Consider the following 12,557-nt stretch of genomic DNA (forward strand, 5'->3'; position numbering starts at 1 on the left):
GTGCTCTGGGCCTTGCTGCGCGACGGCCGGACATTCACACCGACCGCGCCACAACCCGCTACCGCTGCGGCTTGACACGGTCATTCAGATTCCTTTCCGGGGTTTCGACGGCGCAGGGCGGGCCCGAGCGCCATGTGGACGGTGCACAGCGCGATCCCGCCGATCGCGCAGGCCGCGCCGAGGACGGTGGCCCCGGCGAGGTCGAGAACTGCGGTCCCGGCCAGCGGGCCGAGTACCGCGCCGACGCTCCAGGAGGTCGAGGCGAGACCCAGGTAGCCGCCGCGGAGTTCGGCCGGCGCGAGGCTCGCGAAGGTGTCGCCGAACCGGACGGCGATCCCGATCTGGCCGAGCGTCCAGAGCACCACCGAGCCGGCGAAGGCGGCGGTGCTGTGGCCGACCGCGCCCCATCCGGCTCCGAGCCCGGCCAGGAGCATCGAGACGGCCGACACCGCAGCGGCGTTGCGGCCGGCGAGCAGCCGGACCGCCGGCGGCTGGAGGACCACGACGGCGATCCCGTTCAGCGCCAGCACGCCGCCGTAGGCCGCGGGGCCGAGCCCGCGGGCCGCCATCAGCAGCGGCAACGTCGTGAACGTCTGCAGGAACAGCGTGAAGTAGCCGACGTACAGCGCCAGCATCGCGAGCATCAACCGGTCGCGCAGCACGACGGGCAGCAGCGCCCGCCGCGTCCGCACCGAGCCCGGCGGACGGGTTTCCGGCACCTGGCGCCAGACGATCAGGGCCGCGGCCAGCGCGGTCAGGACGTTGATCCAGAACAGCAGCCCGTAGCCGTACCGGGCGAGGACACCCGCGGTGACGGTGGCGACCGAGAAGCCGAGGTTGGCCGCCCAGTAGAGCATCCCGAACGCGCGGATCCGTTGCGACGCGGGGAGATCGGCGACCGCGGCCGAGCCGGCCGGGCGGAACAGCTCGAGTGTCAGCCCGACCGCGACGGCGGCCGTCCAGATCGCAGGCAGCGAGTCCGCCGAGCCGAGCGCGGTGAGCGCCGCGGCGGCGCCCAGGAAGCCGGCCAGCATGGTGTTGCGCCGGCCGATCCGGTCGCCGAGCCAGCCGCCGAGCAGCTGGGAGCCGATGTCGCCGAGGCCGACCGCCGCGACCACCGTCCCGGCGCTCGCGGCGGAGAGGTGCTGCGCCTGCGTCAGGTACAGCACCAGGAACGACCGCACGACACCCCCGGCGCGGCCGACGAAGTGCGTGGCCGCCAGGGCCCAGACGAGTTTCGGGAGTCCCTGCCGGGTGTCTGTGGTGGTCATGGGAATCACGCTAGATCCGCGGAGACATCACGAAAAGCGATGAATTCCGATTGAATCGATCGCCTTCGGCTATGTTAGGGAGTTATGGCCGACTTCGAGCTGCGTCACCTGCGGACCATGGCGGCGATCGCCGAAGAAGGCACGTTCGGCCAGGCGGCCGCCCGGCTCGGCTACACGCAATCCTCGGTGAGCCAGCAGATCGCCGCGCTGGAGAAGGCCGTCGGCGGCCCGGTGTTCGACCGGCCGGGCGGGCCGAGGCCGGTCCGGATCACGCGGCTCGGCGAGGTGGTCCTGGCGCACGGCCGCGAACTGCTGGCGAAGGGCGAGGCGCTGACCGACGCCGTCGACCGGTTCCGGGCCGGCCACGGCCGCATCGACATCGGCACCTTCCAGAGTGTGTCGAACCTGATCCTGCCGTCCGTCATCCGCCGGCTGCTGGACGAGCACCCCGGCTGCGACATCCGGCTGTCCGACGTGACGCCGGACGACCCACGGATCGGCGAGCTCGACCTGCTGTTCCACGACGGCCCGGTGGCCGGCGACGTCGAGCGCGTCACGCTGTTCGACGAGCCCTACCTGCTGGTGACGGGCGCGGGCGCGCTGCCGGACGGCCCGGTGCGGGTGAAGCGGCTCGACGACGTGCCGATGGTCGCCTGGCCGCCCACCCACCACCAGCGCTGGCTGGAGCGCACGTTCGCCCGCGCCGGCGCGCAGCCCCGGTTCGTCTTCCGCACGACGGGCCACGAGACGATCCTGTCGATGGTCCGGGCGGGCATCGGCTGGGCGGTGCTGCCGTGGCTGGCGCTGCACGGCCAGGACGCCTGGTCCGACGACCAGCTGAGCCTCCACCGGCTGACGCCGTCACCGGAGCGCGAGCTGTCCGTGTACTGGCCGGCCGGGCGTACGGAGTCCCCGCTGGCGATCCGGACACGCGAGATCGCGGTCGAGGTGGCGGGCGAGCTGGCCGGGCGGATGTGACCCGCCGTAGCCCCCGAGGACGGCGCGGTTGGTGGAGGCGGAGCAGGAATCGGCCGCGTCCGCGACGGCGGGGGCCGCGACGGCCGAACCGACGGCGACGGCGAGGGCGCCGAGCGCTCCGAGGCAGCGACGCACGAACTTGGCGGAACTCCTTTGCCGGGCCGGGCACCGCCGTGGTGCGGCGCGGGCGTTTCGTGGTCTATCACCCGGGCGTGCGGAGGTTTCACGGCACTTGTGACGACAGGTCCGGACCGGCGCGTCAGCCGTTGCGGGCCATCGCGCCGGTGATCAGCAGCGCCAGCCCGTGCTGCAAGGCCGGCGCCAGATCCAGGTGCAGCGCGGCCAGTGCCGGGTCCGCTTCGTAGGCCGCGCGGGCGCTGGGGGACGGGCGGCAGTGCGTCCACAGCCCGCCGGCCAGGATCATGGCGAGGAGGCACACCGGGGCCGCCTCGGTGCCGACCTCGGGGACAGACCGGCCGAGCAGCTCGGCCATCTCCTCCAGCCCGCCGAGGGCGGACCTCTTGAACCGCACCACGACGTCGGTGGACACGTTGTGCTCCAGCACCCCCGCCTGCGCGCCGATCAGGTCGCACAGCACCGTGCGGCGGGCCAGCGAACCGGCGACCACCGCGGCGAACGCTTCGGCGCGCTCCTTCGCCGGGCGGTCCGGGTCGACGCCTTCGGCCACTTCGCCGGCCACCTCGGCCAGCCAGTCGCGCAGCGCGCGGTCGAGCAGTTCGAGCAGCACGGCTTCACGGGATTCGAAGTAGCGCAACACGTTCGACTTGGCCAGGCCGACCCGGCGGCTGAGCTCGTTGAGGCTGACCTCGGCCACCGGCATCTCGTCGAGCATCTTCAGCGCCGTGTCGAGGATGGTGCGGCGCCGCTCCTCCCGCTGCTCCGCGCTGCGCGCCCGCTGGAACGTCATGAGATCAGCGTAACCCGCCCGCGGCCGAATTGGAGACCGGCAGTCTCTTGACAACAGACCGACGGTTCCTTAACGTCGGAGTCATAACAGACCGACGGTCCGCAAGGGCCGCGAACGCAGGAGGACTGCCATGAGCGACACCTGGACCGAGCGCGACGTCCCCAGCCAGCGCGGCCGCGTGGCCGTGATCACCGGCGCCAACACCGGCCTCGGCTTCGACACGGCGAAGGTGCTGGCCGAGCGCGGCGCGACGGTGGTGCTCGCCGTCCGCGACGTCGAGAAGGGCAAGCAGGCGGCCGCCCGGCTCGGCGCGGACGCCGACGTCGCCGTGCAGGCGCTGGACCTGGCGTCGCAGGAGTCGATCCGGGCCGCGGCCGCCGATCTGCACGCCACGCTGCCGAAGATCGACCTGCTGATCAACAACGCCGGCGTGATGTACCCGCCGCGCCAGACCACCCGGGAGGGCTTCGAGCTGCAGTTCGGCACGAACCACCTCGGGCACTTCGCCCTGACCGGCCTGCTGCTGGACCTGCTGCTCCCGGTCGAGGGCTCCCGGGTGGTGACGGTCGCCAGCATCGCCCACCGCATCCGCGCCGGAATCCGCTTCGACGACCTGCAGTGGGAGAACTCCTACGACCGCGTCGCGGCGTACGGGCAGGCCAAGCTGGCCAACCTGATGTTCGCCTACGAGCTGCAGCGCCGCCTCGCCCCGCACGGGACGACGACGTCGATCGCGGCGCACCCGGGCGTGGCCCGCACGGAGCTGATGCGCAACTCCCCGGCGGTGCTGCGCGCGCTCTTCCCGGTGGTGGCCCCGCTGTTCACCCAGAGCTCCGAGCGCGGCGCGCTTCCGACGTTGCGCGCGGCAACGGACCCCGCAGCCCTGGGCGGCCAGTACTACGGCCCGGCCGGCCTCGGCGGCTACCGCGGCCGCCCGGAGGTGGTCACCTCGAGCCCGCAGTCCTACGACGTGAGCATCCAGCAGCGGCTGTGGACGGTTTCGGAGGAGCTGACCGGCGTCAAGTTCCCGGTCGGGTGAGCGGCGTGACCAAAGGGTCGACACGCGTGATTCCGGCGACGACACGGCCGCCGGCGCCGTGTCGACCCTTCGATCACGCGAGTTCCACTGACGTGCGGTGGCCGTTGCCCGAGGCCGGGAGCAGGTGGTAGCCCGCGCGGTCCGGGCGGATGTGGGACCCACCCGATGCCGGGTCCGGGAGGCGGTGCCCGGCGGCCGCGATCGCGGCCTCGTCCAGATGGATGCCCAGGCCGGGGCCGTCGCCGAGGAGGAAGGCTCCGTCGCCGATCGCCACGTCCAGGGTGACGCCCACCGGGGGGCGGAGGTCCTGCAGCTCGGTCACCAGGTGGTTGGGCACCGCCGTCGCCGCGTGGACCAGGCCGATCGGGGTGGTCCCGATCGGGCTGACCGGGAGGTCGTGGGCGTGGGCCAGGGCTGCCACCCGCAGGAAGTGGGTGACGCCCCAGCCCGCCGCCGTCTGGACGACGTCGACCGCTCCCGCCGCGATCAGGGGCCGGTGCTGTTCGAGCCCGGTGAGGTTCTCCCCGGTCGCCACTGAGGCGCGGATGCCGCGGCCGACCGCCGAGTGGCCGTCGACGTCCCAGCGCCGCACCGGCTCCTCGATCCAGGTCAGGTCGAGGGTCCGTTCCAGCTCGGCGACGTGCCGGACCGCCTGCTTGCGCGTCCAGTTCTCGTTGACGTCCAGCATCAGGCCCGGACGGCCGCCGCCGGCCTCGGCGAGGACGTCGCGGACCAGCGTCAGCCGGCGCCGGTCGCGGTCGATGTCCAAGCCGCCCTTGAGCTTCGCCGCGCGCAGGCCGTGGCCGGCGTACGTCCGGTACAGCGCGGCCAGCTCGTCGTCGTCCAAGGCGATGTCGAGACCCGAGGCGTAGGCGGGCACGCGGCGGTCCCGCCCGCCGAGCAGCCGCCAGAGCGGCTCGCCCGCCAGCTGCGCCTTGATGTCCCACAACGCCGTGTCGAAGGCACCGATGGTGCCGAACACCGCGCCGGCGTGCCCCGCCTTGAACGTCCGCCGCAGCATCCGGTCGTAGAGCGCCGTCACGCCGCGCGGGTCTTCGCCCTCGATCGCGGCGAAGACGGTCTCCGCCTGCACGTGTGAACCCAGCCCGACACCGGTGACACCCTCGTCCGTCTCGACGACGACGAGCGGCATCCGGACGAGACCGCTCGCGTGGACGCCGTTGGCGTCGCCGATCGGGCGGCCCCAGTCCTGCACGGTCGTGAGGGCCCGGAAAGCAGTGATGCGCATTTCATCCCTTCGTGGACCCGGCGGTGACCCCGTCGGCGATCTGGCGTTGCAGGAACAGGTAGACGAGCAGCACCGGCACCGCGGCGATCAGGACACCGGCGGCGAACGTCGGGATGTCGGCCGAGTACTGCCCGCGCAGCGCGGTCACCCCGACCATGAGCGTCCGGTGCTCGGCGGACGGCATCAGTAGCAGGGAGATCAGGACGTCGTTCCAGCAGAAGAGCGCGTTGAGCACCCCGACCGACAGCAGCGCCGGGGCCCCCAGCGGGAGCATGATCCGCCAGTAGACGCCGTAGAGGGTGGTGCCGTCGACGCGGGCGGCGTCGACGATCTCCGCCGGCACGGCCGAGTAGAAGCTGGTCATCAGGAAGACCGTGAACGGCAGGAACTGCGCTACGTACGCCAGCACCAGCCCCGGGTAGGTGTCGATGAGCCCGGTGCCCGCCATGATCCGCGCCAGCGGCACCATGATCACCTGGAACGGCACGAACAACGCGGCGAGGATGCCCAGGAACACCACGGACGACCCGCGGAAGCGCAGGCGCCCCAGCGCGAAGCCGGCCATCGACCCGAGCAGCAGCAGCACCACGACCGAGCACGCCACGACGACGACCGAGTTGAGGAAGTACCGCGACATCCCCACGCTCGTCCACGCCCGGGCGATGTTGTCCCAGCGCAGCGACCCGGCGGGGGCGAACCGGTCGAGGGTGTACTCGCGGCGGTCCTTCATGGCGACGTTCGCGGTGAACACCAGGGGGTAGATCGTCGCCAGGGCCAGCGCGGCCATCGGGACGGCGGCGAGCCACCGGGTGAGCCGGGAACCGGACATCAGTCCTCCCTTCCGGCGCGGCGCAGGATGCCGATCTGGGCCAGCCCGACCACGAGCATGATCAGGAACAGCACAGTGGACGCCGCGGAGGCCAGCGCGGGCTGGTTCAGCTGCCCCTGCTGGATCCAGACGTAGTACTCGGGCAGGTAGGTGGAGCCCGCCGGGCCGCCGCTGGTCATCACGTACAGCAGCCCGAACATCGAGGTCAGCATCCCGATCATGGTGGTGACGAAGACGAACTGGATGGTCCGGGACAGGCCGGGGACGATCACGTGCCGGATGGTCTGCAGCAGCGACGCACCGTCCACTTTGGCCGCGTCGAGCAGCGAAGCGTCCAAAGTGGAGAATCCGGCCAGGAAGACGACCAGCGCCATGCCGAACGTCGCCCAGACGTGCACCCCGACGACGGCGAAGATCGCCACGTCCGGGTTCCCGAGCCAGTCCACCGGGCCGAGGCCGACCAGGCCGAGCAGGGCGTTGACCGGCCCGTCGAAGGCCAGCAGCAGGTTGAAGATCGCCCCGACGATCACCGGGGACAGCACCGCCGGGAAGAAGTAGACGCCGCGGTAGACGCGGTGGCCCGGCACCTTCAGGTGGATGAAGGTGGCGAGCAGGCCGGGGATGGCGACGGCGACCGGCAGCAGCAGCACGAGCAGCCCGACGTTGCGCAGCGCGGTGCGGAACAGCGGGTCGGCGAACAGCGCCGCGTAGTTGTCGAAGCCGACCGCCGTGCCGTTGCGGTCGCCGTCCCCGGTGAAGGAGAAGTTGACGCCGAGCAGCAGCGGCCACAGCCGGAGCAGGAGGACGACCAGTACGGCCGGGGCGACGAGCACGAGCGGCGCGAACCGCTCGAGCCGCGTCCCGCGCGGGGCGCGCCGGGCCGGCGCCGGTCCTCCGGTGGTCCGGGCCGGAGCCCGGACCACCGGAGCGGGGGAGTACCCGGTCACCCTCCTCAGCCCTTGTCCGACGCGGCCAGCTGCGTCAGCACGTCGTCGACCCCGACCGACCCGCTCAGCAGCTGCTGCGAGAGCCGGCCCATCAGGTCGAGCGTCTTCGAGGAGAGGGCGACGTGCAGGGCCGGCTTGCCGGTCTTGACCTCCGCGACGATCTTCGCCACGGCCGGTCCGGCCGCCGAGACGTCGATCGAGGTGTCGGCGGCGATCGCGCCGCTGTCGGCGTAGAAGGACTTCAGGGCTTCGGTCGAGCTCAGCGACCGGACCAGGTCCGCGGCCAGCTTGGGGTCCTTGGTCCCCTTCGCGACCGCGTAGCCGATGCCGCCGTCGTACGGGAGGCTCGGCGTGGCGGCCGGGTTGACCTGCGGCGCGGTCATCACGCCGACCTTGTCCGCCCCGAGGAACTCGGCGAAGTCCTTCCAGTGCCCGACGTCGGACATCAGGCCGATGACGTTCGCGGCCTTGCCGGACTGGAAGAGCGCGAAGGCGTCGTTGAACATCGCGGTGGAGTTGGCGCCGTCGGTGTTCAGGCCGGTGTCGCCGGCCTGCTTCCAGAGCTCGAAGATCCGCTTGACGTCCGGTGCGGTCCAGTCGCGCTGGCCGGCGATCCAGTCGGTGTACTCCTGCGGCGTCAGGCTCGCCGAACCCAGCGCCGACAAGAAGAACTGGATCCCGGCGCCTTCCTTGTTGCCCAGCGCCAGGCACTTCGCGCCGGTCTTGGCCGAGATCGTGCCGCAGTCGCCGACGAACTGCTCCCAGGTCCGGGGCGGGGCGTCGGGGTTCAGCCCGGCCTTTTGGTACAGGTCCTTGTCGTAGTACACCGGGTGGCCCTGCAGGGTGACCGGTTCGGCGTAGACCTTGCCGTCCTTGGCGAAGGCGTCCCAGCCGCTCAGGCGCGACCGGTCGTCGGTGACGTAGGAGTCCAGCGGGACGAGGTCGCCGACCCGGTCGCGGATCTGGCCGCCGCCGTTGAAGAGCATGACGTCCGGCCCGCGCTTGGCCTGGATCGCCGCGCCGAGCAGGGTGTAGTACTGGTCGTAGGGCTGGGCGACGAACTCGACGGTGACGCCGGGGTGCTGCTTGGCGAACTCGGCCTTGGCCTTCGCGACGTACCCCGCGGCCTTGGCGTCACCGGATTTCCAGTCCCAGACCACGAGCTTGCCGCTCGCGTCGCCGGACGGCGCGGCCGGGCCGGCGGCACTTCCGCACCCGGCGGTCAACGCCAATGCCGCAGCCAGGGCGGCCGAGAATAGTGTGCGCTGCTTCATCGCTGCTCACTTCTCCAGACGGTGGCCGGACGGGGAGTGGCCCGGCACGGTGCGGCAAAACGTAACTCGTATGACGTATGACGTCAACGGGCGCGCTGTGTAAGCTTCACCTGCGTACGGCGAAGGTCGGCGCAGTGCGACCGGAGGAACGATGACGGCATCAGACCGGCAACCCGCCGCCCCCGAGTGGGTGCGCCGCCCCGCGAACCTGGCGAGCGCGGTCACCGCCGAACTCGTGGGCCGCGTGGTGCGCGGGATCCACCCGCCCGGCACGTCGCTGCCGGCCGAACCGGTGCTGTGCGAGAGCTTCTCGGTGAGCCGGACCGTCGTCCGCGAGGCGGTGAAGCTGCTGCAGGCGAAGGGCCTGGTCCAGGTCCGCCAGGGCGCGGGCACGGTGGTGAACCCGGCGTCGATGTGGAACATGCTCGACGAACTCGTGCTGGCCGCGGTGATCGCCGAGGACGAGACCTCGGCCGTCCTCGACGACCTGGTCGTGACGCGCCGCCTGCTCGAATCGGACATGGCGCAGGTCGCCGCGCGCACCGCCGGCCCGGAGGTGGTCGCCCGGCTGGGCGAGCTGGTGGACCTCATGGACGAGCTCGTCGACGACCCCGCCGCCTACCGCGAGCAGGACCTCGCCTTCCACGACACGATCATGCAGGTCTCGGGCAACCGGCTGGCGCGGGGAGTGGTGCGGGCGCTGGAGAGCCAGGTCGTGAACACGGCCCGGTACGTGGGTCCGAGTGAGCGGGCGCTGTGCGTGGCGTCGAACAAGGGGCACCGGCGCGTCTACGAACGGATCGCGGCCGGGGATGGGGACGGCGCGGCGCAGGCGATGTTCGACCACATCACCGAGGCCTGGCTGGCGCGCCGTCCCGCATCCGGGGATCCCGGCCGTCTGGAACGCTGATTCCTTTGTGGACGGTCAACTTCCCCTGACGGTCAGGCGTTCAGCCAGTTCGAGCACTGCCAGTTCGGCGTCTTCTGGCAGACGCGGAAGATGGTCACCGGGTTGGCCGAGGTGCCCGGGACCTTCGCGCTGCAGCCCGAGCTGCTGCCGTTGGCGTCGTCCACGCCGCCCCCGCCGCCGCTGCGGGTGCGCCACTCCGTGCGGAAGCCGTAGCCGTCGCCGAAAGTGTCGCAGGCGTACACGCGGGTGTGGCCGTTCGTCACGCCTCCGTAGCCGCAGCGGATCGCGCCCTGGTAGCTGCAGTTGACGACGTCGGCGTAGGCGTCGTGCGCCGACGCGGCCGGGGCCACGGCGACGGTCCCGACGGCGGCGAGCAACGCCGCTCCGGCAAGGGTCAGTAGTTTCGGCACGCTTCCTCCTGGTGTCGGCGACCGGGCGTACCGTCCACTCCGGACTCTCCCGGCCGGTTGAGGCCGGAACCCGGAAATCACCCGATCGGCCGCACCGCGCGGAGCTCGTCGAGCAGCAACCGGGCCGCCGCCGCGGCGCCGTCGGTGTGGATCCGAGCTCCCAAGGCCGCCGCTCGGGCGCGGGTCTCCGGGGTCAGCGCCGTGTCGAACGCCGCGGCGAGGGACTCGGCCGTCGGGTCCTCGAGGGCCGTGCCGACCCCGTGCGCCGCCACCCGGCTCGCCCAGTACGGGTTGTCCGCCAGGCGGATCGGGACCACCACCTGCGGCACCCCCGCCCGGGCCGCCGTCTGCGTCGTGCCCGCGCCGCCGTGGTGGACCACCGCCGCGAGCCGGCCGAACAGGCGCTGGTGGCTGACGTCGCCGACGGCGAAACAGCCGTCCACGGCCAGGCCGGCCCAGCCGCGCGAGACGAGCACCCGGTACCCGCGGGCGCGGCTGACCGCCACCGACCAGCGGACGACGTCCGGCGCCGGGGTGATGCTGCCGAAGCCCACGTAGACCGGCGGCGGCCCCGCCGCCAGGAACTCCTCCAGCCCGGCCGGCAGCGGCCGCTCGTCCGGCAACGTCCACGCCCCGGTCTGGACCACGTCGAGATCCGGCGTGGCTGCCCCGAGCACCGGGTCCGCCGCCAGCCACGGCCGGTCCGAGTAGACGTGGTCGCGGACGCCGGTCACCGGCGGCAGGCCCAGCGCGGCCCGGTGGCTGTCGAGCGCCTCGCGGAACTGCGCGTCGACCCGCTGGGCGTCCAACGCCCAGAGCGCCGGGTTGTCCAGCCCCGGCGGCTCCGGCCAGCCCGGCCGCGGCGGCGGCGCGTGGTGCGGCGACGGCAGGTTGACCGCCGAATACGTCACGTAGACGTAGCGGCGGCCCGCGGCTTCGGCGACCGACCGCGCGGCGACCTGCGCCAAGCCGGCCGCCACCAGTGCGTCGCAGCCCTCGGCCGCCTCGGGGAGAACGGCGAACTGCGTCTCGAGCAGCTCGGTGCGGTACCGGGTCAGTTCGGCGGCCGTCGCGCCCATCATCGCCCGCACCGGCGGCCCGATCGGCACCCGCTCGATCCCGAGACCGGCCAGCCGGTCCGCGAACTCCGCGTCCGGCGGGGTGCCCATCCGCACGTCCGCGCCGAGCGCCCGCAGCTCGACCGCGAGGGCCACCAGCGGTTCGACGTCGCCGCGCGTGCCGTACGTGGACAGCAGGACCCGCGTCACCGCGCCGCCCCGGCGTAGAAGCCGACCGGCATGGTGACGTCGGCGCTCGCCGCCCCGCACTCCAGCATCCACAGCGCCGCCGCCGGGCCCAGCTCCTGGCCCAGTGCCCCGAGCGCGGCCGGGTCCGGTGCCACCGCGCGGGCCTGCTCCACGCCGCGCCCGAACGCGTCGGCGTCCCAGCCCTCGGAGTCGCCCTCGCCCAGGGAACGGGCGCCGGCGGCCAGCGCCGCCACCGGCAGCGGGCCGGGCACGGCGAGCAGGCCGTGGGTGCGTTCGCCGACCAGGACGCCCATCCAGTGGGAGCTCTCCGGCGTGGGCCGGGGACCGGTCCACCGCGGCCGCCCGTCCATGTCCGGGAGTTTCGCCGGCGCGCCGGCCACCGCCCAGCGGCCCGCCCACTCGACGGCCAGCCCGGGCGCGCTGCGCGTCGCGGGGTTGTGGAACCGGGCCATGTCCCACCGGTTGCCCACCGCGACCGCGGCGAGGTCGCGGTGCGGCCAGACCCGCGCTTCCCACCAGAAACCCCACGGGAACGCCGCGGTGTGCCCCCACCACCAGTCCTCGCCCAGCGCCGGATCGGCGAGTTCGAGGGTCAGGCCGGAGAACGAGCGGACGCCGTGCGGGCTCGGGCGCTCGGCCCGCGGCGTCACCATGGCCGCGAGCGAGTCCGGGCCGACCAGCCCGCGGTCGCCCCGGGCGGTGCGCAGCAGGGATTGCAGCAACCGCGCGAAATCCGCGGCACTGGTGCGCATCCCGACGCCCGGGGAGGCCGCGGTGCGCAGCGGCGGGCTCGGCACGCACCAGTCGCCGAACGCCGCGTACCCGGTGGCGCCGCCGGTGTTCCCCTCGTCGAGGGTCGTGTCCGCCATCCCGGCCGGCGCGAACACCTCCCGGGCGACGCGGGCCGCGTACGGCTCACCGGCCAGGTGCTCGACGACCCCGCCGAGCACGCCGACGCCGAAGCTGGAGTACGAGTAGGACCCCGGCGCCGTCATCAGCGGCCGCGCCCCGCCGTACTCGACGGCGCGGCCGGTCTCGTGCCGGCGCCGGACGTAGCCGAGGATCGGCTCGGCCGGCGCGGTGGGCGCGATCGCGGTGACGATGTCGCTGGTGTAGCCGCCCTGGTGGGCGGCCAGCATGGCGGTGGTGGCGGGCGCCGCGCCGGGGCCGCGAAGTCCCGCGGGCAGCACCTGGTCGACCGGCGTGTCCAGCCCGGCCAGCCCGGCCTCGACGAGCTGCAGGAACGCCAGGCCGGTGACGGGTTTGGTGAGCGAGCCCGCCGGCGCGACCGTCCCGGCGGTCATCGGCGTGCGCGCGGCCAGGTCCGCGAACCCGGTCGCGGCCGTCCGCAGCTCGTCGCTCGTCGCCACCGCGACGGCGACGCCGGGCGTGCCGGTGACCGCGGCCAGCCGGGGCAGGACGGTCTCCAGCGCCGCCATCACGTCGTCGAGCAT

General features: G+C 73.2%; 12 protein-coding genes. 3 read left to right on the forward strand and 9 right to left on the reverse strand.

From position 1 onward, the window contains the following. Positions 1 to 80 precede the first annotated feature (80 nt). Complete coding sequence (locus ACWEF6_RS14880; RefSeq protein ID WP_449683419.1) at positions 81 to 1,271, reverse strand: MFS transporter; 1,191 nt, start codon at positions 1,269 to 1,271, stop codon at positions 81 to 83. 84 nt (positions 1,272 to 1,355) lie between these two features. Here ACWEF6_RS14880 and ACWEF6_RS14885 point away from each other — a divergent pair, with 84 nt between their 5' ends. Further along, a complete protein-coding gene (locus ACWEF6_RS14885) occupies positions 1,356 to 2,249 on the forward strand; it encodes a LysR family transcriptional regulator (protein ID WP_449683420.1) in 894 nt (297 codons plus the stop codon). Between the two features lie 259 nt (positions 2,250 to 2,508). Here the strand turns inward: ACWEF6_RS14885 and ACWEF6_RS14890 are convergent, their stop codons facing one another. Next, a complete protein-coding gene (locus ACWEF6_RS14890) occupies positions 2,509 to 3,177 on the reverse strand; it encodes a TetR family transcriptional regulator (protein WP_449683421.1) in 669 nt (222 codons plus the stop codon). Positions 3,178 to 3,307: 130 nt separating this feature from the next. Here ACWEF6_RS14890 and ACWEF6_RS14895 point away from each other — a divergent pair, with 130 nt between their 5' ends. Next, complete coding sequence (locus tag ACWEF6_RS14895) at positions 3,308 to 4,216, forward strand: SDR family NAD(P)-dependent oxidoreductase (protein WP_449683422.1); 909 nt, start codon at positions 3,308 to 3,310, stop codon at positions 4,214 to 4,216. Positions 4,217 to 4,289: 73 nt separating this feature from the next. On the opposite strand, the gene ACWEF6_RS14900 is transcribed toward ACWEF6_RS14895, so the two are convergent. The 4 genes from ACWEF6_RS14900 to ACWEF6_RS14915 are packed head-to-tail and all read right to left on the reverse strand — an operon-like array spanning position 4,290 to position 8,515. Continuing rightward, the gene (locus ACWEF6_RS14900) at positions 4,290 to 5,465 is read right to left on the reverse strand and encodes a mandelate racemase/muconate lactonizing enzyme family protein (RefSeq protein ID WP_449683423.1); all 1,176 of its coding nucleotides are present in this window, start codon (positions 5,463 to 5,465) and stop codon (positions 4,290 to 4,292) included. A 1-nt stretch (position 5,466) separates the two neighbouring features. Next, the gene (locus ACWEF6_RS14905; protein ID WP_310969720.1) at positions 5,467 to 6,294 is read right to left on the reverse strand and encodes a carbohydrate ABC transporter permease; all 828 of its coding nucleotides are present in this window, start codon (positions 6,292 to 6,294) and stop codon (positions 5,467 to 5,469) included. Next, complete coding sequence (locus tag ACWEF6_RS14910) at positions 6,294 to 7,241, reverse strand: carbohydrate ABC transporter permease (RefSeq protein ID WP_449683424.1); 948 nt, start codon at positions 7,239 to 7,241, stop codon at positions 6,294 to 6,296. The genes ACWEF6_RS14905 and ACWEF6_RS14910 overlap by 1 nt, the downstream gene beginning before the upstream one ends. 5 nt (positions 7,242 to 7,246) lie before the next feature. Continuing rightward, complete coding sequence (locus tag ACWEF6_RS14915; protein ID WP_449683425.1) at positions 7,247 to 8,515, reverse strand: ABC transporter substrate-binding protein; 1,269 nt, start codon at positions 8,513 to 8,515, stop codon at positions 7,247 to 7,249. Between the two features lie 151 nt (positions 8,516 to 8,666). Between ACWEF6_RS14915 and ACWEF6_RS14920 the strand changes: the two genes are divergently transcribed. Next, the gene (locus ACWEF6_RS14920) at positions 8,667 to 9,425 is read left to right on the forward strand and encodes a FadR/GntR family transcriptional regulator (protein WP_449683426.1); all 759 of its coding nucleotides are present in this window, start codon (positions 8,667 to 8,669) and stop codon (positions 9,423 to 9,425) included. Positions 9,426 to 9,457: 32 nt separating this feature from the next. On the opposite strand, the gene ACWEF6_RS14925 is transcribed toward ACWEF6_RS14920, so the two are convergent. The 3 genes from ACWEF6_RS14925 to ACWEF6_RS14935 all read right to left on the reverse strand — a co-directional run bounded on the left by ACWEF6_RS14925 (position 9,458) and on the right by ACWEF6_RS14935 (position 12,557). Beyond that, the gene (locus tag ACWEF6_RS14925) at positions 9,458 to 9,835 is read right to left on the reverse strand and encodes a hypothetical protein (protein WP_449683427.1); all 378 of its coding nucleotides are present in this window, start codon (positions 9,833 to 9,835) and stop codon (positions 9,458 to 9,460) included. Between the two features lie 77 nt (positions 9,836 to 9,912). Next, on the reverse strand, positions 9,913 to 11,103 hold the full coding sequence (locus ACWEF6_RS14930) for a glycosyltransferase (RefSeq protein WP_449683428.1): 1,191 nt from the start codon (positions 11,101 to 11,103) through the stop codon (positions 9,913 to 9,915). Next, a complete protein-coding gene (locus ACWEF6_RS14935; protein ID WP_449683489.1) occupies positions 11,100 to 12,557 on the reverse strand; it encodes a serine hydrolase domain-containing protein in 1,458 nt (485 codons plus the stop codon). Before ACWEF6_RS14935 ends, ACWEF6_RS14930 begins: the two co-directional genes overlap by 4 nt.

The sequence above is a fragment of the Amycolatopsis sp. NPDC004772 genome, assembly GCF_053601215.1.